This is a genomic window from Niveibacterium sp. (assembly GCF_041909475.1).
GTDB lineage: Bacteria > Pseudomonadota > Gammaproteobacteria > Burkholderiales > Rhodocyclaceae > Niveibacterium.
In genome coordinates, this window is the sequence record NZ_JAYRDJ010000016.1 from 1 (window position 1) to 22,218 (window position 22,218).

Annotated in this window: 23 protein-coding genes; 7 read left to right on the forward strand and 16 right to left on the reverse strand. The window is 62.6% G+C overall.

The genetic code is table 11. The features are described from left to right. Positions 1 to 341 precede the first annotated feature (341 nt). From ACE3P0_RS11740 to ACE3P0_RS11765, 6 genes are all read right to left on the reverse strand, one after another. On the reverse strand, positions 342 to 1,604 hold the full coding sequence (locus tag ACE3P0_RS11740) for a type II restriction endonuclease (protein WP_374402809.1): 1,263 nt from the start codon (positions 1,602 to 1,604) through the stop codon (positions 342 to 344). A 392-nt stretch (positions 1,605 to 1,996) separates the two neighbouring features. Then, complete coding sequence (locus ACE3P0_RS11745) at positions 1,997 to 5,149, reverse strand: efflux RND transporter permease subunit (protein ID WP_374402810.1); 3,153 nt, start codon at positions 5,147 to 5,149, stop codon at positions 1,997 to 1,999. 2 nt (positions 5,150 to 5,151) lie between these two features. Beyond that, complete coding sequence (locus ACE3P0_RS11750; protein WP_374402811.1) at positions 5,152 to 6,750, reverse strand: efflux RND transporter periplasmic adaptor subunit; 1,599 nt, start codon at positions 6,748 to 6,750, stop codon at positions 5,152 to 5,154. Continuing rightward, complete coding sequence (locus tag ACE3P0_RS11755; protein WP_374402812.1) at positions 6,747 to 8,006, reverse strand: TolC family protein; 1,260 nt, start codon at positions 8,004 to 8,006, stop codon at positions 6,747 to 6,749. The genes ACE3P0_RS11750 and ACE3P0_RS11755 overlap by 4 nt, the downstream gene beginning before the upstream one ends. 260 nt (positions 8,007 to 8,266) lie before the next feature. After that, positions 8,267 to 8,602: a copper-binding protein gene (locus ACE3P0_RS11760; protein WP_374402813.1), complete on the reverse strand. Its 336-nt coding sequence runs from the start codon at positions 8,600 to 8,602 to the stop codon at positions 8,267 to 8,269. 3 nt (positions 8,603 to 8,605) lie between these two features. Beyond that, a complete protein-coding gene (locus tag ACE3P0_RS11765; protein WP_374402814.1) occupies positions 8,606 to 9,049 on the reverse strand; it encodes a DUF411 domain-containing protein in 444 nt (147 codons plus the stop codon). Between the two features lie 319 nt (positions 9,050 to 9,368). On the opposite strand from ACE3P0_RS11765, the gene ACE3P0_RS11770 reads away from it, so the two are divergent. Both ACE3P0_RS11770 and ACE3P0_RS11775 read left to right on the forward strand, forming a co-directional pair. Continuing rightward, positions 9,369 to 10,043, forward strand: coding sequence for a heavy metal response regulator transcription factor (locus ACE3P0_RS11770; protein ID WP_374402909.1), 675 nt, complete (start codon positions 9,369 to 9,371; stop codon positions 10,041 to 10,043). A gap of 14 nt (positions 10,044 to 10,057) precedes the next feature. Next, the gene (locus ACE3P0_RS11775) at positions 10,058 to 11,443 is read left to right on the forward strand and encodes a heavy metal sensor histidine kinase (RefSeq protein ID WP_374402815.1); all 1,386 of its coding nucleotides are present in this window, start codon (positions 10,058 to 10,060) and stop codon (positions 11,441 to 11,443) included. Positions 11,444 to 11,549: 106 nt separating this feature from the next. Here ACE3P0_RS11775 and ACE3P0_RS11780 read toward each other — a convergent pair whose 3' ends face one another. The 5 genes from ACE3P0_RS11780 to flgB all read right to left on the reverse strand — a co-directional run bounded on the left by ACE3P0_RS11780 (position 11,550) and on the right by flgB (position 14,868). Then, on the reverse strand, positions 11,550 to 11,891 hold the full coding sequence (locus ACE3P0_RS11780) for a hypothetical protein (protein WP_374402816.1): 342 nt from the start codon (positions 11,889 to 11,891) through the stop codon (positions 11,550 to 11,552). A gap of 95 nt (positions 11,892 to 11,986) precedes the next feature. Further along, positions 11,987 to 13,276, reverse strand: coding sequence for an HD-GYP domain-containing protein (locus ACE3P0_RS11785; protein WP_374402817.1), 1,290 nt, complete (start codon positions 13,274 to 13,276; stop codon positions 11,987 to 11,989). Positions 13,277 to 13,602: 326 nt separating this feature from the next. Beyond that, the gene (locus tag ACE3P0_RS11790; protein ID WP_374402818.1) at positions 13,603 to 13,830 is read right to left on the reverse strand and encodes a DUF2934 domain-containing protein; all 228 of its coding nucleotides are present in this window, start codon (positions 13,828 to 13,830) and stop codon (positions 13,603 to 13,605) included. Positions 13,831 to 13,862: 32 nt separating this feature from the next. Next, entirely contained in the window at positions 13,863 to 14,138 is a 276-nt protein-coding gene (locus tag ACE3P0_RS11795; protein WP_374402819.1) for a CopK family periplasmic copper-binding protein, read from the reverse strand. 298 nt (positions 14,139 to 14,436) lie between these two features. Then, entirely contained in the window at positions 14,437 to 14,868 is a 432-nt protein-coding gene (flgB, locus tag ACE3P0_RS11800; RefSeq protein WP_374402910.1) for a flagellar basal body rod protein FlgB, read from the reverse strand. 545 nt (positions 14,869 to 15,413) lie between these two features. Between flgB and ACE3P0_RS11805 the strand changes: the two genes are divergently transcribed. The 3 genes from ACE3P0_RS11805 to ACE3P0_RS11815 all read left to right on the forward strand — a co-directional run bounded on the left by ACE3P0_RS11805 (position 15,414) and on the right by ACE3P0_RS11815 (position 16,935). Continuing rightward, positions 15,414 to 15,932 (forward strand): hypothetical protein, encoded by a 519-nt coding sequence (locus tag ACE3P0_RS11805; RefSeq protein WP_374402820.1) that lies wholly within the window; start codon positions 15,414 to 15,416, stop codon positions 15,930 to 15,932. A gap of 200 nt (positions 15,933 to 16,132) precedes the next feature. Then, the gene (locus tag ACE3P0_RS11810; RefSeq protein ID WP_374402821.1) at positions 16,133 to 16,477 is read left to right on the forward strand and encodes a hypothetical protein; all 345 of its coding nucleotides are present in this window, start codon (positions 16,133 to 16,135) and stop codon (positions 16,475 to 16,477) included. Between the two features lie 89 nt (positions 16,478 to 16,566). Beyond that, positions 16,567 to 16,935 carry a hypothetical protein gene (locus ACE3P0_RS11815; protein ID WP_374402822.1) on the forward strand — a complete coding sequence of 123 codons (369 nt, stop codon included), beginning with the start codon at positions 16,567 to 16,569 and terminating at the stop codon, positions 16,933 to 16,935. Positions 16,936 to 17,043: 108 nt separating this feature from the next. Here the strand turns inward: ACE3P0_RS11815 and ACE3P0_RS11820 are convergent, their stop codons facing one another. The 4 genes from ACE3P0_RS11820 to ACE3P0_RS11835 are packed head-to-tail and all read right to left on the reverse strand — an operon-like array spanning position 17,044 to position 20,643. Further along, positions 17,044 to 17,445, reverse strand: coding sequence for a hypothetical protein (locus ACE3P0_RS11820; RefSeq protein ID WP_374402823.1), 402 nt, complete (start codon positions 17,443 to 17,445; stop codon positions 17,044 to 17,046). Continuing rightward, positions 17,442 to 17,960, reverse strand: coding sequence for a plastocyanin/azurin family copper-binding protein (locus ACE3P0_RS11825; protein ID WP_374402824.1), 519 nt, complete (start codon positions 17,958 to 17,960; stop codon positions 17,442 to 17,444). The genes ACE3P0_RS11820 and ACE3P0_RS11825 overlap by 4 nt, the downstream gene beginning before the upstream one ends. A gap of 26 nt (positions 17,961 to 17,986) precedes the next feature. Beyond that, positions 17,987 to 19,396: a multicopper oxidase family protein gene (locus ACE3P0_RS11830; protein ID WP_374402825.1), complete on the reverse strand. Its 1,410-nt coding sequence runs from the start codon at positions 19,394 to 19,396 to the stop codon at positions 17,987 to 17,989. Between the two features lie 26 nt (positions 19,397 to 19,422). Further along, the gene (locus ACE3P0_RS11835; RefSeq protein WP_374402826.1) at positions 19,423 to 20,643 is read right to left on the reverse strand and encodes a TolC family protein; all 1,221 of its coding nucleotides are present in this window, start codon (positions 20,641 to 20,643) and stop codon (positions 19,423 to 19,425) included. Between the two features lie 3 nt (positions 20,644 to 20,646). On the opposite strand from ACE3P0_RS11835, the gene ACE3P0_RS11840 reads away from it, so the two are divergent. Beyond that, complete coding sequence (locus tag ACE3P0_RS11840; RefSeq protein WP_374402827.1) at positions 20,647 to 20,781, forward strand: hypothetical protein; 135 nt, start codon at positions 20,647 to 20,649, stop codon at positions 20,779 to 20,781. Positions 20,782 to 21,343: 562 nt separating this feature from the next. Here the strand turns inward: ACE3P0_RS11840 and ACE3P0_RS11845 are convergent. Further along, on the reverse strand, positions 21,344 to 21,619 hold the full coding sequence (locus ACE3P0_RS11845) for a hypothetical protein (RefSeq protein WP_374402828.1): 276 nt from the start codon (positions 21,617 to 21,619) through the stop codon (positions 21,344 to 21,346). Positions 21,620 to 21,846: 227 nt separating this feature from the next. Between ACE3P0_RS11845 and ACE3P0_RS11850 the strand changes: the two genes are divergently transcribed. Beyond that, on the forward strand, positions 21,847 to 22,137 hold the full coding sequence (locus tag ACE3P0_RS11850) for a hypothetical protein (protein WP_374402829.1): 291 nt from the start codon (positions 21,847 to 21,849) through the stop codon (positions 22,135 to 22,137). Positions 22,138 to 22,218: the final 81 nt, after the last annotated feature.

The window sequence follows — 22,218 nt, forward strand, 5'->3', positions numbered from 1 at the left end:
GTGCTCTTGCACCATGCGCACCGCGCGCTCACGCACCTCAGGGGAAAACTTCGGGGAATTCTTCATGGCTCCATCTTCTCAAGAGTGGGAGCCTCCTCAAAACCCGGGGCGATTCAGGCCACCCCCCACACGAATCGTTGTGAGCGTCTCCACATGGGCTCGCGCAACGGGCTAAGCCTTGGTGCAAGGCGGGCCGATCAACGGCCCGCCCCCGACCGACATGTTGTGCGATCCGCTCTGGAGCTGTTGGCGATGCGCGCATCAGCAAAGCGCAAGATCAGCGCTTCGATCGGACGACCTCATCCCGATCGCTCCACCTCGTCGCTTGCGTACGGAGAGCGCTACAACTGCTCCGAGATCTGGAGCATAGGCCCCAGTCCGGTACCGAAACGGGCAATTGCCCCACGATGTTGCTGCAACTCGGAGTAGGAAAGGTAGCGAATCCCGAGTTCGGCAACGCGCGAGAAGGCCGGCCGATTCAGTTGTTGGCGCACTTCGTCGCGCCGGCTGTTCGGCGCCACTAGAAACAGCACGCTTGAGGCGCCGAGTTCGGTTCCCAAGGCGAGGTCAAGCATACGAACGATGCCGGAGTAGATCGACGTCGAATGCTCAACTTCGAAGGCCGCTGCGACCCGGGCACTGGCTCGCTCAAACCACACTACGTCGATCAAGCGAACCGCTTCTGCCCCACCATCAAAGCCGGGCGGCAGCTCAGTCAGACAGTCGGCGCCCAGCACGCCATCGGCGTAGGCTCGGCCACGATCATTCGCTGCGATCCAGACGTCAAATCCCAGCGCATGACCCAAATCGCGAAGCCCTCCCTGGATCTGCGTATGGGTGGTGTCGCTCTCCCGCTCGGCGGCCCACACCTTCTGCATGGCCGCGGATTCTTCACGAACCCGGTCGAGATCGGCCCTCCAGGCGCGAAGCGGTGCTTCATCGTCGGCAAGGGGCGGTGCCGTGAGGCGGCCGCTACCCACGTCGAACAGCAGTCCTGCAACGGCCCCCAAGTCGTTCGACAACTGCGAGCGATGTGCCCCATTCAGACGAATCGCCCCATCACGCATTGTCAGGTAGTGGTCCCACCGTCCCAGTTTGACGTTACCGCCGGTCACCGCGTTGTAGCCGCGCACGATTGCCGTGTTGAACGGCAGCACCAGCGTCGGATGGATGAAGTACAAGAGATTCGCAACAGCAGGCCCGAGGCCCTTGATCTTCAGCGCGTCGATCTTGCGGATCGCCTCCAGCACCGCCTCGGCCGTATTGCAGCAGTTGCACGTGTGCAGCAGCCGGCCGAAAGCCTTCTGGTTTGCGGCGTTCTCATAGATGTCGGGAATGCGCAGCTTGGGTTTCCATAGGAAGGCATGGTCGGCGCCTTTGAAGATCTGTCGCTGTTCGGCGACCGAGCCCACAACGGTCTCCAGCGCGGAGCCGCGGTAGGCATTCCCGAACCGACCCGCCTCGATCTCCTGCACGACTTCGGCGATGCCACGTCGGATCGAGCGGAAGTTCTTAAGTCGTTCTTCCCAGAGAAACCAGCTGTTGTAAGTGCTGTGCGGATCTTGTTGCCAACGCTCGATGAGCAATGAGAGTTTGTCGTGCATCGTCCTCAGTCCGCAGCGGATGCGGCTCCGTATATGGCGAATCGGGCGGCACGGCGCCGTCCTGAGGCTGCGACGATACGCGCGCCGTCGTTTCCGTGGGGGCGACCAGATCAGATCGCTTCACCCACCCGGGCTCGTGACGCAGCTCGCATTCGAGGAAGGCCCGCATCTACCCCCGGCTCGGGTCCCTGAGGCGACTTGGCGCCCGATCACACGGGCGCCGTTTTGATGAACCGAGCCCGAGGACCGCAAGCCTTATCTGTTTTGTCGGGACGACCTGCTTGGGCCGGGGGCCCGGTTACAGCACCCGACCTTCGCTTGCTGATGTCGCTCGCGGTTCTCGGCCATCCAGACCGAGAACCGCGCCATCCACGCTTTCACGCGCCTGGGGATCATGCCTGGGCGATTGCCCGGGTTGTGCCGCGCGCTGTCTCCCGCCGCAGCCGGTATTCCATGATCAAGCCATAGACGGCCGGGATCACGATCAGCGTCAGGATCGTCGAGGACACCATGCCGCCCACCATCGGCGCGGCGATGCGGCTCATTACTTCGGAACCAGTCCCCTTGCTCCACATGATCGGCAACAGGCCCGCCATGATCGCAACGACCGTCATCATCTTCGGTCGTACCCGTTCGACCGCACCTTCCATGATGGCGGCGTAGAGGTCAGCCGCTGAAACGCTACGACCCTCGGCTTCGCGGTGTGCCTTGATCTCGCGCCAAGCCTGGTCAAGGTAGATCAGCATGACCACACCGGTTTCGGCAGCCACACCGCCCAGCGCGATGAAGCCGACGGCGACCGCGACCGACAGGTTGTAACCCAGCGCCCACATCAGCCACACCCCGCCGATCAGGGCGAAGGGCACCGACAGCATCACGATGAAGGTCTCGGTCAGGCGTTTGAAATTCAGGTACAGCAGCAGGAAGATGATCAGCAGCGTGACCGGCAGCACCACCTTCATCTTCTCGGCGGCACGCTGCATCGACTCGAACTGGCCGCTCCAGGTCGCGTAGTAGCCCGGCGGGAACTTGACCTTGTCGCTGACGGCCTTCTGCGCCTCCTTCACATAGGAACCGATATCCCGATCGCGGATATCGACGTAGATGTAGGCCGACAGCAGCGCGTTCTCGGTGCGGATGCTCGGCGCGCCTTTTTTGATGCCGACATGCGCGACCTGCCCGAGCGGCACCATCGCCCCGCTCATCGTGGGGACCAGCACTTGCTCGGCGATCTTCTCGGGGCTATCGCGCAGTTCGCGTGGGTAGCGCACCGCGACACCGAAGCGCTCACGCCCCTCAACGGTTGTCGTGACCATTTCGCCGCCCAGCGCCGTCGACACCACTTCCTGCATCTCGCCGACACCCAGGCCGTAGCGCGCAAGCGCCTCGCGGTCGGGTTCGATATCGAGGTAGTAGCCACCGGTGATCCGCTCGGCAAACGCGCTGGTCGTACCCGGCACCTGCTTGACGACGGCCTCGATCTCCTTGGCAAGCCGTTCCATTTCGACCAGATCCTTGCCGAAGACCTTGATGCCGATCGGCGTGCGGATGCCGGTTGAGAGCATGTCGATGCGCGCCTTGATTGGCATCGTCCAGGCGTTCGACACACCGGGGAACTGCAGCGCCTTGTCCATCTCGGCGGTGAGCTTGTCGATCGTCATGCCCGGCCGCCACTCGGATTCCGGCTTTAGGTTGATCACCGTCTCGAACATCTCGGTCGGCGCCGGGTCGGTCGCGGTGTTCGCACGCCCGGCCTTGCCGAAGACTGATTCAACCTCGGGGAAGCTTTTGATGATCTTGTTCTGCGTCTGCAGCAACTCAGCGGCCTTGGTGATCGACATCGCCGGCAGCGAGGCGGGCATGTAGAACAGCGTGCCCTCGTTGAGTGTCGGCATGAACTCGCTGCCAAGCTTGGAGGCCGGCCAGAGACTGATGCCGAGCGCCAGCAGCGCGACCGCGATCGTCGTTTTCTTCCAGCGCATGACGCCGGTGATCATGGGTCGGTAGCACCAGATCAGGAAGCGGTTCACCGGGTTTTTCGACTCGGGCAGGATACGTCCGCGAACGAACAGCATCATCAACACCGGCACGAGTGTGACCGAGAGCAGCGCGGCACCGGCCATCGCGAAGGTCTTGGTGTAAGCCAGCGGCGAGAACAGACGCCCTTCCTGCGATTCGAGCGTGAAAACCGGCAGGAAGGACACCGTGATGATCAGCAGCGAGAAAAACAGCGACGGGCCGACTTCCTTGCACGCATCGATCATCGCCTCGACGCGTGAGCCACCGGGCTCCAATCGTTCAAGATGCTTGTGGGCGTTCTCGATCATCACGATCGCGGCGTCGATCATGGCGCCGATCGCGATCGCGATGCCACCCAGGCTCATGATGTTCGAGTTCATGCCCAGCGCATGCATCGCGATAAACGCGATCAGCACGCCGACCGGTAGCATCAGGATCGCCACCAGCGCACTGCGCACGTGCAGCAGGAACACGATGCACACCACGGCGACGATGATGGATTCTTCTAGCAGCGTGCCCTTGAGGGTGTCGATCGCGCGGTGGATCAGTTCGGAGCGGTCATACACCGTCTGCAGCGAGACGCCCTCGGGCAAGCCTGAGGAAATCTCCCCGACCTTTTCCTTGAGGTTGTGGATGACTTCCAGCGCGTTCTGCCCGAAGCGCGCCATCGCGATCCCCGACACCACCTCGCCCTCGCCGTTGAGCTCGGTGAGGCCGCGCCGTTCATCAGGCACCAGTTCGACGCGCGCGATATCGGCGATGCGCACCGGCACACCGCGTTCGGCCTTCACCACCAGATTGGCGATGTCGTCGATACCCTTCAAGTAGCCGCGGCCGCGCACCATGTATTCGGTCTCGGCCATCTCTACCACGCGCCCGCCGACGTCGCGGTTGGAGCTGCGCACGACGTCGACGATCGTCGCCAAGGGGATGCCGTAGGCACGCAGCTTCACCGGATCGACGCTGATCTGGTATTGCTGCACGAAGCCGCCGATCGAGGCGACCTCGGCGACACCGTGCGCCTTGCTCAGCTGGTAGCGCAGGTACCAGTCCTGCAACGTACGCAGTTCGGCGAGCGACTTGTCCTTGGCCTGCAGCGCGTACTCGTAGACCCAGCCCACGCCCGTCGCATCCGGCCCGAGCTGGGGCGCCACGCCCGCTGGCAGCCGCCCGGCCGCAGAGTTCAGGTACTCCAGCACCCGCGAGCGCGCCCAATAGATATCCGTGCCGTCCTCGAAGATCACGTAGACGAAGGAGGCGCCGAAGAAGGAGAAACCCCGTACGACCTTGGATTTGGGCACTGACAACATCGCCGAGGTCAGCGGATAGGTCACCTGGTCTTCGACGACTTGTGGTGCCTGACCGGAATACTCGGTGTAGACGATGACCTGCACGTCAGAGAGGTCAGGTAGGGCGTCAAGCGGCGTGCGCATCACCGCCCAGACGCCTGCGATCACAATAAACAGCGTTGCGAGCAGCACCAGGAAGCGGTTGCGTGCCGACCAATCAATGATGGCGTTCAGCATGCTCAGTGCCCCGCGTGCGCATTGTTAGGTGCTGCGGCGGAAGGTGCCGACGCCGCACTGAGCGAAGTAATGACCCACTCGCCGGGCTTGCGTTCGACCATTTCGAACTTCACTTTCGCGCCGGGCGCCAAGCCCTTCAGCAATGCCGGATTGGCCAGTCCGAAGTCCATCGTCATCGCTGGCCATTTCAGACTCGCAATCGGGCCGTGCGACAGCGTGATCGTCGACTTGTCGGCTGCGACCGCATCCAGGGTACCTTCACCCGCGTGACCAACAACGGCACCTGCCTTCGCCTGGGCTGGATCGGATTGCTTAACTGTGCCACCGTGGGCCGCATGACCGAAACCACCCACGGCCGCTTTGAGATTGCTCTCGGCATCGATGAGGAAGTTCGCCGCGACAACCACGGATTCGCCTTCCTTGATGCCTTCCGTGACCTCAACGAAGGTGTCAGCCTTGGCCCCGAGCTTGACGGTGCGTGGCTCGAAACGCCCTTCTCCCAGTTGCACCAGCGCGACCTGACGTGTGCCGCTGTCGATGATGGCCGAGCTGGGCACCGTCAGCACCTTGGTCGCTTGCCCACTCTGCAGCTCCGCGGCGGCGAACAGGCCGGGCTTCAGCAGCCCCTTCGGGTTCGCGAGCTCAATCCGTACCGGCACGGTGCGCGTGTCGGCATTGAGCGTGGGGTACACATAGCTCACCGTGCCCTCAAACGATTTGCCCGGATAGGCCGTGGCCGACACCTTGACGGGTTGGCCCACGCTGACGCGGCCGACATCCTGCTCGTAGACGTCGGCGACGACCCATACCGATGAGAGGTCGGCGATCTGATATAGGCTCTCGCCCGGCTCGAAGCGCATGCCTTGCACGGCCTTCTTCTCCATCACCACACCGTTCGCGGGGGAACGGAAGGTCAGGGTGCGCCGCGCCGTGTTCGCACCCGATGCCAATTCCTTGAGCTGTGCGTCGGAGATATCCCAGTTGCGCAAGCGCGCGAGCGCCGCGTTGGCCAGCTCAGTCATGGAACCGTGTGCGTCAGTGTCTCCGCTTTGCAATCGCGCTGCGCCCCCCGCCGCAATCGCATACTCGCGCTGCGCCGACACCAGTTCAGGGCTGTAGACCTCGAAGAGCGCCTGGCCCCGCGACACCACCTGACCGGTGGTATTCACATGCAGCTTGTCGATCCAGCCCTCGAACTTGGGCGCCACCGCAACCAAGCGCCGTTCATCGACTTCAACACGCCCGAGCGCTCGCACCGTTTTTGCGAGCACTCGCATCTGCGCGGGTTCTGAGCGCACACCCAATTTCTGCACCTTCTCCACGCTGATCTTGAGCGCGTTCGGCGAACCGGCGTCGGCATCCTCACCGCCCTCGAACACCGGGATGTAGTCCATCCCCATCGGGTCTTTCTTTGGCACCGGCGAGGTGTCGGGCAGGCCCATCGGATTGCGGTAGTAGAGAATCTTCTTGCTCGCGCCCTGCGCCGCAGGCGAAGCGCCGTGTTCTCCGTGCTGGGGCGCCTTGGCGCCTAGCCAATACCCACCCGCGAGGGCGAAGGCTGCCGCTGCGAAGGTCAGCCCATATGCATGCGTCGCTTTCAAAGTTCGTCTCCCACAATCCGTTCGATGTCGGCCAAGCGGAGCTGCTGCTCAGCCTGTGCCTTGTAGAGGTCTTGTTTCGCTTTGCGGATCGCACGCTGCGCATCGAGCAGCGTGGCGAAGTCCACCCGCCCGGTCTCATAACCCGCCAGAGCGGCTTCGAAGGTCGCTTCACTCTGTGCAAGCAGCGTGTCACCAATGAGGTGTTCGGTGCGCCGCGCGGCATTGAGCGCCGCGACGGCCCCGCCAAGCTCGCCCGCCAACTTGCTGTTGGCCGCTTCGACGCGGCTGCGCGCGGCCTGGAGCATGCGATCGGCCTCGCGCTCCTGGCTGCGGCGCGATTCGAACTGCAGCGGGATGTTGACTTCGAACATCAACTGCCACTCGTTGACCTGGTTGCCGCGCTGCACCGGCGTGACGCCAAAGTTCAAATCGGGGTACCAGTTCTTCGCCGCAAGTGCGCGCCCCTGCTCGGCCGCATTCACGCGCTCGCGTTCGGCGGCAAGCGCCGGGTTCTGTGCGGCCAGGCGATCGAAGAGCGCCGTCAGCTGTGTGCGTTCCGCCGCAGGTGCGGCGCGCAAATCCGGTTGCGCGAGTGGCGCCATCGCATCACGCCCGATCAAGCCATTGAGCATCGCCTTCATGCCCTGCTGCTCGCTCTCAAGGCTCACGAGTTCCTGTCGGACCATCGTCAGCTCGACCTGCGCACGGATGACGTCCTGCTGCGCTGCGAGCCCCGACGCATAGCGCGTGCGGGCAACCCGCTCCATCTTGCCCAGCAACGCTTGAATCTCGCCCGTCAGGCGCAGGTTACGATCCGTGAGCCAGTACTGGGCGTAGGTTCGTTTGACTTCGGTCGCGAGTTCCAGCCACATGCCATCCGCGGTACGCGTCGCGGCACGCGCTTCCGCTTCAGCCTGACCGCGGCGCAGATCGCGTTTGCCCCAAAAGGGGATCTGTTGGCTCAACGTGTATTGCGTGCTGCCCACCTTGGCCGGGGAGAGCTGAACACCCGTCTCGCCCATGTTGGTGATATCCATGAGCTCGACCTTGAACATCGGGTCGGGCAAAGCGCCGGCCGGCTGCACGCGTTCGGCGGCAGCCTGCGCTTCGGCCTGCGCCGCGCGCCAGGAAGGACTGCGAGCTTTGGCAAAATCCAGAAGTTCGCCCACGTTGCGACCGATCACAGGCGTGCTCTGTTCGACCGTTCCCGCGGCGTAGTTGGTTGCTGGCAGCGCGCTACCAAAGGCAAGCGCCAAGAAAAGACACAAAGAGGTTCGTTTCGGCATTCTTCTCATGGATATTTGCCCGATTAGTCAAAGCAGCGGCTTGCACCCTGGGAACACTCGGCGATTCAAGCCACGTGCCCCATCGGCGCCAGCAAACCCGCGTCACGATCTGTCAAGGGAAGCAACCGACGACGGTTCTGGAGCATGCCGTCGGCTGGATTTCCCCGCCACTGAGGCGCGCACCACTTCTGCGTTCTCGCAAATGTCGCGCCGCTCAGGATCGGCGACGCTTACTTCTTCTCGATTGAGGTCACCGTCAGGCCAGCAGGCAGGCTTTCCGCGACGAAGCGAATGTTGTCGCCGGCCTTAACCGAACTGAGCATTCCTGCGTCCTTGACCTTGAAGACCATCGTCATGGCGGGCATGTCGAGGTTCTTTAGCGGGCCGTGCTGAATGGTGATCTTGCCGGCCTGCGCATCAACCTTCTTGACGACGCCTTCGCTCATCTCCTGCATGGCCATCGACGAGCCGGCCTTCATATGATCGGCGTGGTCGTCGGCAGCCTGTACGGCCAGCGGCGACACTCCGAGAAGCACGGTCAGCATTAGGGGGAGCAGCTTGTTCATGGGTCAAACTCCGTTTTTGGGGGTGAAGGTGGAAAACACGGATTCACGTCCGTTGGCGTCGATCAGTAGCACGTCAAAGGGTTTCGCGTTCGGCATGTCCATGCCGGGCGAGGCTTGCGGCATTCCCGGCGCCGCCAATCCAATCGCCTTGGGGTTCTTGCGCAGCAGCATCTTGATGTCGGCAGCCGGTACATGGCCCTCGATCACGTAACGCCCCACCTTCGCCGTGTGGCAGGATCCAAAACGGTCCGGCATGCCCAAGCGCTTGCGTGCAGCCGGCACATTCTCGGTAAGCGTCTCCTTGACGGCGAAGCCCGATGCACGCAGGTGCTCGGTCCACTTCGAGCAGCATCCGCAATACGGACTCTTGAAGACTTCGACCTCAGGCATCGCAGCAAGCGCACCTTGAGACAACAGGGCAGCGGACAAAAGCAAGGCAAATCGCATGTCGAAATCTCCTCGTGATGCACATCAGGTGTTGTGCGCGCCTGCGGTTGATCGAGCCTTCGCCAGCAACCGTTGCGGCAGTTGGACGCAACTATGACCGGCCAAAGGGAACGGCCAGCTGACGCACGGATTACATCTTTGTAATCTTGATGAAGTGCCCGGTACCTATTGATTTGAGTCAAAACACGTGGCGCGCGAGCAGCCCGCTCGCGATCACCAATGCCGACAGCCAGCTAACGCCCCGATTACATCTTTGTAATCCCGTTAACCGTGGGCACTGATGGGTGAGAATGCCACACGTTCTACGTGGAGCGGCGGTATGAAGATCCTCATTGTTGAAGACGAAGCGAAGACCGGCGACTACCTCAAACAAGGCCTGAGCGAAGCGGGCTTTGTCGCCGACCTGGTTCGCGATGGCATGGACGGCCTGCACCAAGGCCTCACCGAAGACTACGACCTCATCATTCTTGACGTCATGTTGCCGAGTCTGGACGGCTGGCAGATTCTGCAAACCCTGCGCCGTGCGGGAAAACAGACCCCGGTCCTGTGTCTCACAGCGCGCGACAAGGTTGAAGACCGCGTACGCGGCCTTGAGTCAGGTGCGGACGACTACCTGGTGAAGCCGTTTGCCTTCGCAGAGTTGTTGGCACGGGTACGTTCGCTTCTGCGGCGAGGGAAACCGCGTGAAGCGGAGAACTTGAGGATCGCAGATCTGGAGCTGGATCTGATTCGGCGCCGCGTGATGCGCGCTGGACGGCGGATTGATCTCACCGCGAAGGAATTCGGTCTCCTGGAACTGTTGCTGCGCCGCCAAGGCGAAGTCCTGCCGCGATCACTGATCGCTTCGCAGGTCTGGGACATGAACTTCGACAGCGACACCAACGTGGTCGAGGTGGCCGTGCGCCGCCTGCGCGCCAAGGTGGACGACGGTTTCGACGTGAAGCTCATCCGAACCGTGCGGGGCATGGGCTACGTACTGGAGGATCCGCAGTGAGCCGGGCGCGCCCCGTGTCGCTGGGCACCCGCCTTGCGATCCTGTTCTCCCTATCCGCCGCTGCGGTATTTGTCGTCGCGGGCGGGTTGATCGAAGCGAGCGTCGAGCGACACTTTGTCGAACAAGATATGGAGGTGATGACCGGCAAGCTTGATCTGGTCCGACACGCGATCAAGAAGGTCCGCACGGAGGCGGATCTCGCGTCGCTCGACGAACGACTGGGCGACGCGATGGTCGGTCATCACGGTCTGGAAGTCAGCGTACGTAACATGGATGGTCGCGTGCTCTTTTCGACCCTTGGAGAGAAAGACGTCCACCCCGGTCTTGTCGTCAGTTCGCCGACGCAATCACCGCGACCTGAGAAATGGGACGATGAGCAAGGCCAGATGCGTGGCTTTGCCGCGAGTGCTGACACGTCCAGACCTGATAGCGCCCCGCTGGTCGTCACGATTGCGCTCGGCATTGACCACCACGAGCAGTTTCTTGCGGCGTTTCGGTCGAGTTTGGCCACGACCCTTGGCATCTGCATTCTTGCGGTCAGCCTCCTCAGCTGGGGCGTAACGCGTCGCGCGCTTCGGCCAATCCGGGACGTGGCACGTCGCGCCCAGACCATCTCGGCCGATCGACTCGACGAGCGCTTGCATATGGAGCGCGTGCCCAAGGAACTGTTCGAGCTGGTTGAAGCCTTCAATTCGATGCTGGCACGCCTGCAGGAGTCCTTCGTGCGCTTGAGGGAGTTCTCGTCCGATCTCGCGCACGAATTGCGCACGCCGCTCACGAACCTCGTCACCCAGACGCAAGTGGCACTCTCGCGCGAGCGTAGCGCGGAGCAGTATCGCGAGACCTTGTTTTCGAATCTGGAGGAGGTCGAACGACTCGCACGCATGGTCACCGATATGCTGTTTCTCGCCAAGTCGGACAACGGGCTACTGATACCCAACACGGAAGAGGTGGCAATGGGCGAAGAGGTGCGCGCGCTCTGCGAGTACTTTGAGCCGATCGCGAGCGAACGCGGAATCAAGCTGGTGTGTTCCGGCGAGGCCCTGGTCATCGGAGACCGCGCCATGCTGCGCCGAGCGTTGGCCAATCTGGTCTCAAATGCTATCCGGCACGCGAATGCAGAGTCCGCCGTGGAGATCGGAATTTCGCATCGTTCAGACAGCGTCCAAATCGAGGTCTGCAATGAGGGGGACACGATCCCGCCTGAGGTGCTCCCCCGTGTCTTCGAACGCTTCTATCGCGCCGATCCAGCCCGAACGCGCGACAGCGAGGGGGCCGGGCTCGGCTTAGCCATCACGCAGTCGATCATTCACGCGCATGGCGGTTCTGTCGTCGCGCAGTCGGACGGACGCCTGACAAAATTCTCTGTGGCGCTGCCGACTACGACACGATCGAACTAGACGCCAACGGACGCCGTCCCGCAAGGATAGGGTAAGGCACTCGCAGATCGACGCGGACAGGATGCGTCAATCGCGGAACAGGGGCGAGCGCAAGCAACCGTAGCGCTTACGGGGTGGACGGTGTCTCGATCGAAAATGCATCACACAGGCGCTCATGGATGTAGAGGCGATCGCCAACGGCAATCGCCGCGTCGGACGGCACCCGCAGCACCCGGTTCCGATGGCCAATGGCCGACCGGTAAGCCACCACGACAACCGCCTGTGTGACAGACTGAGTCGTCGACGGCATGTCGCAGCGGTCACGACGCGTGACGGCGGCACTCGCGTCCGGTCCAACGCTCACCACCGTCCCGGCGCGCCATCCGGCTTCGCGATAGGAATCAACGCGAGCCGCGGCACCACAGCCTGTCACCAGCAGGCACACCAAGCCCACCGTAGCGGGCCCCATGCTCGGAGCCGGCCGCTCTGGCAGGCCGCGGTACGCCGTCGTTCGGCCAATCCAACGCCAGATGCATGACGTGCGTCGCACCGGTCAGCCCCCGCTCAGACAACGATCGCCGGCGCGTCACCCTTGATGCCACCGACCGAAGTCGTGAGATCTGTGTGACGCGGGCGAACATCTTTGAAGAGCCGGCGCACCGTCACATCGAGCCGGTTGCGAAGGTCGTTGGCATTTTCGGTCGCTTGCTCCACCACGAATTGATCGATATGCCTTAGGAATACGGCGCACACATCCGGATCAAAGTGGGCGCCGCTGGCCGCTTGAATCAGCTCGCTGGCACAGGCAACGCTGTAGGCGTCCTTATAGGGACGAGAGGCGGTCAGCGCGTCGAAAACATCGATGACGGCGAAGACTCGCGCGATACGTGGAATCTGCGTGCCCTGCAGACCGAACGGGTATCCCGTGCCGTCAAAACGCTCGTGATGATGCAGGATCACACAGCGCGCCTCAGCCAACCAGGTGGCGCCGGCGGCGATCTGCGCACCGACGTGGACATGCGTTTGCATCACTTTGCGCTCCAGGCGATCGAGCGGACCCGGTTTGCGTAGCACGGCATCCGGGATCGCGAGCTTGCCGATATCGTGCAGGAAGGCACCGATAGTCAGCGCACGAAGCTCGCGGTCCGATAGCCCGATCAGGACGCCAAGGCGTAGCGCGTTCAGTGCGACCCGGTAGTTGTGACTGTCGGTATCGGCGTCGCGATGCGCGACCGCGCTACCCAAGGTACGCAGAAGGGTCAGATTCGATTCCAGGAGCTGATCTCCAAGCGACGCGATCTCCGAGAGCGAGCGGCGAAACGACAGGTAACCTAAGACACTGGCGATCAGCGCGCCAACCATGGCGGATGTCATCGCCCAGAGAGCGCCGAGTGACGTCACTCGCGCCAATGCCGATGGCACATGGTAGTAACCGATCAAGACCAGTTGTCGGCCAGCGGGATCCAATACACTGCGTCGCACAGCGCGCGCCTCGCTCATGTCGGGGCCACTGTGAGCACCGCGCATACTCGTCAGGAGCGTTTTTCCAGTGCCCGCTTCGACAAGTTCGAAGCCAACAAGATGCTCGGTCTGCAGCGTGGCCGTCAGGTCAGCGGCGTCGGGGCCTTGCGGCGCCCCGATTCTGGGCAGCCGGGCCGACATTCGGGCGACGGCCTCCGACGCGCGCTCAGACGCGTCGCGTTCGATCTGCCACTGTCCGAGGGGGACTGCCGCCATCCCGGCGGCGGCAACAGCAGTGAGCGTCATCAACGCTGCGCGATGCCGGAAGCTCGCTAACAGCCCCGTGCTGTCGTCAGCGCGTCGCTCTGCATCGAATTCCGTATCGTCCGTCACGCTGCACACTCAGGCGTATTGGGCTGAGCAACCGCGTTCTCGGTGCGTCGAGGTGGCGTCACCGACGGCCAATGAGTGGGCAGCAGCCGACAGCAGAACCACACAGTGACGGTCGCATGTACGCCGGGCCAGCCGAACTTGCCGCACAGGCAATGCTCCAGATCGTGGTTGGCGTAGCGTATGCACATGGTCAGCGAGGTTTGAACGTGATCGAAACGGCGCGCGAGACGGTCGGCGCAAGGCCGTCGTTGCCGTCGTGAGACGGGGGCCGAGTGAGGGTCGTCAGACGCCGCCCGCACACCCGGCCACGCGATGGACTCTGGTCGTCAGGTAGCCGGTGCGTCCGTCGCAGGTTCGGCGCCAGCGCAGCAGGCATGCTCCTCGCCCGAGCACAGCTCGGTTTCTGCCTGCAACCAGTGCGCCAATTCGCAGCCGCACGGGAAGCCCTGCTGTTCCGCGATTGCGTAGGCGCGCGCGGCGATCTGCTCACGTGTGGGCGGGGTCGCTGGGGATTCCTCTGCAGACGTTGCAACTGCGTTCTTTTGGGTACTCATGTCAGTCTCCAAGGTTCGTTAGTGGGTCGCGTTCAGTTCTTGTGATCGCGATGCACAAAGTCGTTGGTCAAGAAGAGCTCGTTGTCTTTCATGATGAGCTTTCGCCCATCCTTGAGTTCCATTACCTCCCCTTCCTTCATGGCGTTCACTCGGCCGTTCTTGTCGGCCATGCCCATCTTGCCGTTGGCGAACACATACACCGTCGAACCGTCCTTGAGTTCGTACGACTCCTTCGGCTCGTTCACCGCCAGCGCGGCAGTGGAGACGACGGCGGTTGCGAGAGCGACGAGCAAAGCTGATTTTATCATGATGACCTCCTGGTGATTGCATCAACGAGACCGCGCTCGACACCCTCGACAGAACACAAACAAACGTCGAGGTATCGAGTTCATTGCCACGGCGCTATCGGTGGCGCGTCGCGCCACCCGCCGGGTCTGACAACATCATCGGCTGCGGCGAGACTCATTCTCGGCATTGCGCCTTACTCAGGCGTGACCCAGTCATTACATTTGCGACGCCCGAATGTCATGCGCCCAACGCTGGAAGGACGGCCCCTGTGTCAGCGCTTGGCCCGACACCGCCGAACACATCTCATACAAAGTCGGATCAACGAATCGAATCCAGGAGTTCCTTCATCATCTTGTAGTGCCCAGACACCTGCCCGACCGCAAATTCGTAGCGCACCGCGTTCTCGGCAAACTTGGCGCGCTCGATGTCCATCTCAACGCTGTTGCCGTCGACGGCGCCCTGCAGCGGAACGGCATAGAGCAGCGGTTCCGCGGGCGTCGGCGGGAGCAGGACTTGATGTGCTGCGTGCGTACGCCCGAGCGACAACGTAGCGCCTGCGTTGTGTAAGGCGAGCGCCACCGACGGAAGGTCAATGTCTCGCGCCAAGTAGTTGGGTGTGTCGGCGTTGGCGATATTGGATGCGATGACAGCCTGGCGGCGCGCCAGCACCGAGAGCATTTGCTCGTGAAAATGCCCTCCAGCCTGTACTGCGCCGGAGGAATTGAGACGGGCAAGCGGGAGTTGTTGCAGCGGGACAGCGGCTGTGGGCGCCCCCCCGCCGCTAACAGCGACTGGCGGCGCGCTTGCGCTCGAGCCATGTGCTGCCGACACGTGCCCCCCGAGCCTCAGATAGTCATGAGAGTGAAGGCGCGTTAAGCCAAGTGCGAATGCCCGCCGCGACTCGTCGGGTATTGCGACTCCCGATCCGTGCGCGCGTTCGTGGCACAGGCGGCGAGTGCGCCCGCCAAAGCCATCAGGACAAACACCTGAGTCAGTCTCTTCACGTTCTTCTCCTCGTCAATGTGAACTTCGGGCGACTGGCGAACGCTTCGCGAGGCACCCTTTCGGAGGGGGGAACTTAGACCGCGGTCACCGTCAACAACATGACCGGGCCATTACTTCTTCCATGCATCTCAGTCGGCGGAGCAGCGAGATGACGCAGTCCTAACGCACGCCTGACAGCTTGATTACATTCGTGTCATGCAACGTCCTCGCAGCGCATGCCGTGCTTGAATGGTTTGAGGTCGGGCGCGTTCGGCGCCAGTTCGGCCGGAGCCAGAACAAGGAGGACTTCGATGAAGATCGCGAGAATTGCCCGGGCCACGGCTTGGCTGGTGACCCTGGGTGTCGGCAGTGCATTGGCTGGAGGCGGAGACATCCACGGCGACCCCGGAACGCCCGGTGAGCATGCACAGATGAAATTGAACAAGGGCGCCAGCGAAGCAGGCATTCCATTGCCCGACGACAGCGCTGCGCAACAGGCCTTGGAGCTTGTGCTGTCAGCAGATGACAGAACACCGATGCAGCGGCTCGCCTTGCATCGTGGTGACATCGTGCGCTTCACGTTGCGCAACCCGAGCTCGCAACCGGCCCTGGTGATGTTGGGTACCCAAGCGATGGCCGCTTCGCACGCGGCCATGATGCGCAATTACGTCGACATGAAACACTCCGCGCCCGGTCGCGTCAGCGTCGGTGCCAACGGTCAGGCCAGTTTCACCTGGCAATTCACGCACGTCGGTGACTTTACCCTTGCGCAAATCAACGCCACTAAGCGTGAGGCGAAGGTCAAGGTCCTGATCGCCGTATCGGAGTAGCCCCGTGGGTCTGCCCGAAAGCTTGCAAAAGTGTAATGCCCCTGCAAGCGGCCTGACGGACTTCGCAGCGCACGCTACGCATCGTGGACCTGACAAATCGGCCCACAGACAACTCGGCGAGGCGGCATTCAATTGGAAGCAATAGCTTGAGTCCGATGAGCGCTCGCTGACGCAACTTCACTTCACTGAGGAGAATGACAATGAACGTTCGATTTGGATTTGCAGCAACGGCGATCGCACTCTCGACGGTGCTCGCTACGGGGCTCGCCCAGGCGGCCAATGATTCGGATGACATGGCCAAGTCGCTGCAGCAAGGCAAGAGCGTGAGCACAGCGCAGCAGAGCGCCAAACACCCCGCCCAGAAGGGTAAGTCGACCGGCGCGCATGAAAAGAACATGGCCAAGGGCATGAGCCACTCGGACGCCGCCGTCGAAGACGTGCGCGCGGGCAGCACTGACAGCAAGACCGCACGTCAGGCAAAGACGCACAACGATGTGATGGGCGAGGGAAAAGACCACGCCGAAGCGCAGCGCCAGAGCCACTGACAGTTTGCGCGGGAAGAGAGGGGCGCGGCGACGACACTCCGGACCCCGCTTCCCGCGATATCTATCTACAGCCCAGAAGGATAGACATCATGAAAAAGAGCATCGTCATTCCGCTCATGTTGGCGGCCGCACTGCTGACCGGGTGCGCCAGCCTCAGCCCGCCCACGAGCCTGACGCCGGCGTTCGCAGAGAAAGTGGCCAGTGCAAAAACGGCTAAGGACCACCAAGCGATCGTGGCCATCTACGACGCGGAAGCCGCTGAGGCCAAACAAGCGGCGGCATCACATCGCTCGCTCGCCAAGACGTATGGACAAGCGAACTCGTATCGCAACGGTTTTGGCCAGAGCTACGCACAGCATTGCGAGCAAGCCGCGAAAGGCTACGACGCGATCGCGGCGGACAAGACGGCCTTGGCACAACTGCACCGCCAACTTGCGACCCAGTCCGCGGACAAATAACGAAAACCCGCTCCTCATCCGCGCGCTCGTCGTTTCCCAGCGCGTGTCTTTCCGGTGCTGGACGCTCTCCTCCCAGCACCGGCCCCTTTTTTTCACCCCTGCGATCCACTAACGGCGTTGTTCGAGCGTCAACGTGATCGACGCCGACTGGGCGCCCCGGTTGGTCCACATCCAGCAATAGTCAGCCGTCTTTTTGGGTTTGAAGACGCCAGCCTCAGACCGGACGGCATCGATCTTCACGGGGTACCGGACTGCCGTTCCTTCATGGAAGTGAACGTTGAAGTCGAGCGCCGCATCGGACGAAAATTTCCAGGCCACACGGGCGCCACTGGCAATGGTGTCGCACACCTCCAGAAACTGCTTCGGCGCGATCGTCGCTTGATGCTCAAAGCGCCCGTCCGGCGTCCATTGGACCGATACCGGCTCCGCCGCGCCCGCTGCAGCACTGGCAACGCTCATGATCGCCCACAGCGACAGCCGAGTGGCGTGCGCCAGACCGACGTTCTTCATTTCTTGCCCCCGAGCACCGACACGGCCCCGCGCATGCCTGCGTCGAAATGACCCGGTTGCAGGCAACCAATTTCAACACGACCGGCACGCGAGAAGTTCCAGACGATCTCTTCGGTCTTGCCGGGTGCGACCGTCACCATGCTGGGATCCGAATGCTCCATGGTCGGGAACTTCTTCATCATCTCGTAGTGCTCCTTCAACTCCGCCTCGGTGCCCAGCACGAACTCGTGTTTGACCTGGCCAACGTTCTTGATGACGAATCGGACGGTCTCGCCCCGCTTGACACTGAAATTGCTCGGCGTGAAACGCATGTCGTCGCTCATCGTAACCGCGATCGTGCGCTTGACGGCCGATGCAACGCCCGGTTGACCGATCGCCTGATGCTCGCCGTCGGCGTGCTCGTGACCGCCATGCTCGTGCCCACCCTCATGCGTGCCGTTTGCGAAGGCGAGGTTGGCGGCGCCCGCGACAACCAGTACTGCGCCGAGGGTAAGGAGGGAGGAAGAAATTTTCATCGAATGTTGCTCCACGGTGATGCGTTCTAGTGTGTGTGCGCGCCGGGTTTGCGCACTTGAACTTCGACCGCGTTGGCCGGCGCAGCCTGACGCGCCATGGACGACGTCCCCGGATCGCTCTTGCGATAAGCTGACTCAGCCGTCGCCACGACTTCGCGCGCGACGGTGTTCTGTGGGTGGACGAACCAGCCCGGATCGGCGTAGTCGCCGCGCCGCTGCTTGGCGCGAACCTTGAGGACGGAGAACATGCCCCCCATCTCCACTGGCCCGAACGGCCCCTGCCCTGTCATCATCGGCGCCGTGTTGTCCGGCAAGGGCATCTCCATCTCCGCCATGTCGGCCATGCCACGCTCGCCCATCGCCATGTAGTCCGGCAGCACCCGCGCGATGCGACCCGCGAGATTGCGATGATCGACACCGATGAGCGTCGGCACGTCGTGTCCCATCGCGTTCATCGTGTGATGGCTCTTGTGGCAGTGAATCGCCCAGTCGCCTTCCTCATCCGCGATGAAATCCACCTGTCGCATCTGACCGACGGCCACATCGGTCGTCACTTCCGGCCAGCGCGCACCTCGAGGTGTCGGACCGCCATCGGTACCGCTGACGACGAACTCATGTCCGTGCAGATGGATCGGGTGATTGGTCATCGTCAGATTGCCGATGCGGATGCGGACCCGATCCCCTTTGCGCGCGACCAGCGGCGCAATGCCTGGAAACACGCGGCTGTTCCAGCTCCAGATGTTGAAGTCCAGCATCGTCATGATCTTGGGCGTGTAGCTGCCGGGATCGATGTCGTAGGCATTGAGCAAGAAGCAGAAGTCTCGATCCACCTCATCGATCAGCGGATGTGCCCCTTTCGGATGCGTCACCCAGAAACCCATCATGCCCATCGCCATCTGCGTCATTTCGTCCGCATGCGGGTGGTACATGAACGTACCTGGGCGACGCGCGACGAACTCGTAGACGAAGGTTTTGCCCGGCGCGATTTGCGGTTGCGTGAGCCCGCCGACACCGTCCATGCCGTTGGGCAGGCGCTGTCCATGCCAGTGAATCGTCGTGTGCTCGGGCAGGCGGTTGGTGACATAGATCCTGACCCGATCGCCCTCGACCACTTCAATGGTGGGCCCCGGCGACTGGCCGTTGTAGCCCCACAGATGCCCGACGAACCCAGGCGCGAGCTCGCGAACCACCGGCTCGGCGACCAAATGGAATTCCTTGACCCCATTGCGCATCCGCCACGGCAAGGTCCAGCCATTGAGGGTGACTACGGGGTTATAGGGTCGGCCGCTCGACGGCGTGAGCGGCGGCATGGTGTCGCTCGACGCTTGGCTGATCGCCTCCGGAATGGCGGCGAGCGCGGCTGACGAGACCGAGGCTGATGCGACCGCACCGCCAGTCAGTAGCCCATTGAGGAGAAAACTGCGACGACTGCTCATGATCGGTGAGTACTCTCGTGATGCATTCAGTGGACCGGACCATCGGAGCGGGCTTCTGCAACCGCCCCATTGGGCAGGGCTCCACCCACCGGACGTCCGACAATGTTGGCCTGAAGGTCGGCTTCGCTCAGCCAGAAGACGCGTTGGGCGTTAATTGCGGCTGTCGCCACCTGCGCCTGCTCTCGGGCATCGGCAAGCAAGTCGAAGACACCGATGAGCATGCCGTTGTAGCGAAGCTGCTGTTCGTCGGACATCGCGCGCCTCAGCGGCAAGATTTCATCGTTGTACTGGCGCGCAACGTCCAACGCGGTGCGATACGCCGAGTAAGCCGTACGCAAAGAGGTATTGGCAGCCCGCGTGGCGGCGAGCAGGCGCGCTTGGGCCGCCAGCGTGCGCGCACCGGCCGCGGCCCTTTTCTGGTCGCCCAGATCGAAGAGTGGAAGCGTGACGTCAATCTCATAGCCCTGATGCCGCGCCTGCGTGGCGGCCTGGTCGTCGAACACCGTGTCGCGGCGCAATCCCAGTTCGATGTCCGTCACACTCGTCGCCAGCGCGACCCCTTCGGTGCGCGCGCTCGCCTGCAGATCCGCTTGGGCCAACCTGACATCAATGCGCTCGTTGAGCGCCTTTTGGGTGACCAACGCCGGCGCGATTGGCGCAGTCGGAAGGTCTGGCAGCCGCTCAGGTAGCCGAAGCAACGTCGCTTGATGCGGGCTCAGCCCCAACAGCCTCGCCAAGGCTTCGCGCGCTGCGATGCGCTCATGCTGTGCCGTAGCCAGACGCGCCGTGGCCTCTGCGTAGTACGACTGGTGCGCCATGCGCTGCAGCCGTGTGAAGTTGCCCGCCGCCTGCATGCGACGCGCGAGTTCTGCACTGGCGGCAGCCGAATCCACGACCCTGCGGGCAAGTTCCTCGATTTGGCGCGCGGCCACGGCGTCGACCCATGCACGTCGCACTGCACTGGCCTGGTCCACGACATCGGCCGCGATCTTCTGCCGCACCTCCTCCATCCGGGACAACGCGACGCCGTACCGCTGCGGGTAGAGCAACAGGTCCAGGACTCCGAACGACAGCAGTCTTCCGATCTCAAGCTCGTTGCCGACCGTCAGGTGTTCAAACGTAAAGCGTGGGTTTGGCAGGCGTGAGGCCTGCGCAGCCTGGGCGCCATCGTTCCAGCCTTGCGCAAGCACTGCCTGAATCGAAGGACTGTTGAGCATCGCGACACGAATCGCGTCGTCCGGCGACAAGTCGTGCTCCAACACACGCGCCACCGCCGCTTCACGTTGGGCGCGCTGCTCTGCGGTCTGAACCAACTGCAGCGCACCGCCGGTGAACGGTGCCGCCTCACGATTGATCTCGCCGACGACACTCGCTGGGTCGAATGACGCACATCCGACAAGCGCAACAGCCAACGTCAACAGGGCGCCACGGCGCAGCGGAATGACAAAAAGCCGCTTCACCGGCGTTTCTCCGCTTCGGGCGCGTCATGTGAGGACTCGTGTGCCGCGCTCGGTCTCTCGCTGGGTGGCACCGTGGCAGGTTCGATCGAGCGTTCCTTGGCTAGCATCCGCCATCCGCCCGCTTCTCCTACCGCCTGATTTGAGGCGGGCCACGATCGCACGGGCTCGTCCTGGAACCTTTGATAGGTTTCCAGTACGGACGAGTGCTCAACCGCCACCCAAGGTTCGGAAGACGGCGCAGCGCGTGCGGCAGCCGCAGCAATGACAACGAAGGCACTGCCATACACCGCGCAGCGCCTGAATGCGCTCAGTTTCACGACACGACCTATCTGTTGGGACCACAGGGCTCACGCTTAGGCGTCGCACCGGCGGTTTCTCTCTGTGTTATGACGCGCACCGACGAACTCTTCAGGTTCGCTTGCAATGACCGATCGTCCACTCCTTGGCGGGCGATCGTCAGGCGACGTCAGCTCAATGCAGCGGCGCCCTACTTGGCGTCGCGTGCGTGCATGTGCATCTTTTTCTTTTCCTCTTCCGAGAGTGGCTTGGCGGCCGGGTCTTTGGTTGCCTGCGCCGAACGTTCCTTGGTGTGACTGTGGCCTTCAGTAGCGTGCGCCGCAGCCGGAGGCGACTGCTCGGCGGCGGGTTTCTGATCGGCGGCTACGGCGGTCAGCGACCAGAGGGCGGCTGCGACAAGCATCAAGAGGGTTTTCATTTGGCTCTGCTCCCGTTGAATGAGCCGCGCATAACTTCGCGACTCCATGGCTGAGCACTCTGCGCCTTTGATTCCGTCAACGCGCTGTCCGCCAGATTACGAATTTGTAAGCCGAGCAACGTCGGAAGGTCGCCGCCACGCACGGTTGAATCCAGCTGTCAAAGATGTAATCCCGCAGTCATGCCCTCGACGGGATCGAATGCGCAAGATGGCACTCACAAAGGGCGCCACCCGACGCCCGTCTTGAGTGCCCCCGGGCAAGAAGGAGAAACACCATGAACACCCCCATCGCAACCGTACTGCTCACCGCCACGCTGGGCTTGGGAATCGCTTCCTCCGCACAGGCAGGCGAGACCTTCCATCAGGTGAAGGACGAACGCGGCGTCGTCAGCCATGTGCGCGGCGACGGACTGACCGAAGAGAAGGCGGACAAGACGGCGGTCGTGCAGAGCAAGTCCTCGGCCAACGCGTCCGCCGGCAAGATTGGCTTCGATTGGCGCCGTGCGACGGCGGCCGAGCGTGCCTATATGAATGAGCTCTATCACGGCGAGGGCCCAAAGTGGTAACGCGAACCTGGCGCTGAGCGGCGCGTTCCCCCACGTGAAGGCGAGGGGGAACGTACTCAGTCAAGTGTGAGGAGGAAGGCC

Bases quoted from the DNA above. Each gene is read 5' to 3' on its own strand.
- ACE3P0_RS11740 (WP_374402809.1), bottom strand. From the start codon at position 1,604: ATGCACGACAAACTCTCATTGCTCATCGAGCGTTGGCAACAAGATCCG.
- ACE3P0_RS11745 (WP_374402810.1), bottom strand. From the start codon at position 5,149: ATGCTGAACGCCATCATTGATTGGTCGGCACGCAACCGCTTCCTGGTG.
- ACE3P0_RS11760 (WP_374402813.1), bottom strand. From the start codon at position 8,602: ATGAACAAGCTGCTCCCCCTAATGCTGACCGTGCTTCTCGGAGTGTCG.
- ACE3P0_RS11765 (WP_374402814.1), bottom strand. From the start codon at position 9,049: ATGCGATTTGCCTTGCTTTTGTCCGCTGCCCTGTTGTCTCAAGGTGCG.
- ACE3P0_RS11770 (WP_374402909.1), top strand. From the start codon at position 9,369: ATGAAGATCCTCATTGTTGAAGACGAAGCGAAGACCGGCGACTACCTC.
- ACE3P0_RS11780 (WP_374402816.1), bottom strand. From the start codon at position 11,891: ATGGGGCCCGCTACGGTGGGCTTGGTGTGCCTGCTGGTGACAGGCTGT.
- ACE3P0_RS11790 (WP_374402818.1), bottom strand. From the start codon at position 13,830: ATGAGTACCCAAAAGAACGCAGTTGCAACGTCTGCAGAGGAATCCCCA.
- ACE3P0_RS11795 (WP_374402819.1), bottom strand. From the start codon at position 14,138: ATGATAAAATCAGCTTTGCTCGTCGCTCTCGCAACCGCCGTCGTCTCC.
- ACE3P0_RS11805 (WP_374402820.1), top strand. From the start codon at position 15,414: ATGAAGATCGCGAGAATTGCCCGGGCCACGGCTTGGCTGGTGACCCTG.
- ACE3P0_RS11810 (WP_374402821.1), top strand. From the start codon at position 16,133: ATGAACGTTCGATTTGGATTTGCAGCAACGGCGATCGCACTCTCGACG.
- ACE3P0_RS11815 (WP_374402822.1), top strand. From the start codon at position 16,567: ATGAAAAAGAGCATCGTCATTCCGCTCATGTTGGCGGCCGCACTGCTG.
- ACE3P0_RS11820 (WP_374402823.1), bottom strand. From the start codon at position 17,445: ATGAAGAACGTCGGTCTGGCGCACGCCACTCGGCTGTCGCTGTGGGCG.
- ACE3P0_RS11825 (WP_374402824.1), bottom strand. From the start codon at position 17,960: ATGAAAATTTCTTCCTCCCTCCTTACCCTCGGCGCAGTACTGGTTGTC.
- ACE3P0_RS11830 (WP_374402825.1), bottom strand. From the start codon at position 19,396: ATGAGCAGTCGTCGCAGTTTTCTCCTCAATGGGCTACTGACTGGCGGT.
- ACE3P0_RS11845 (WP_374402828.1), bottom strand. From the start codon at position 21,619: ATGGAGTCGCGAAGTTATGCGCGGCTCATTCAACGGGAGCAGAGCCAA.
- ACE3P0_RS11850 (WP_374402829.1), top strand. From the start codon at position 21,847: ATGAACACCCCCATCGCAACCGTACTGCTCACCGCCACGCTGGGCTTG.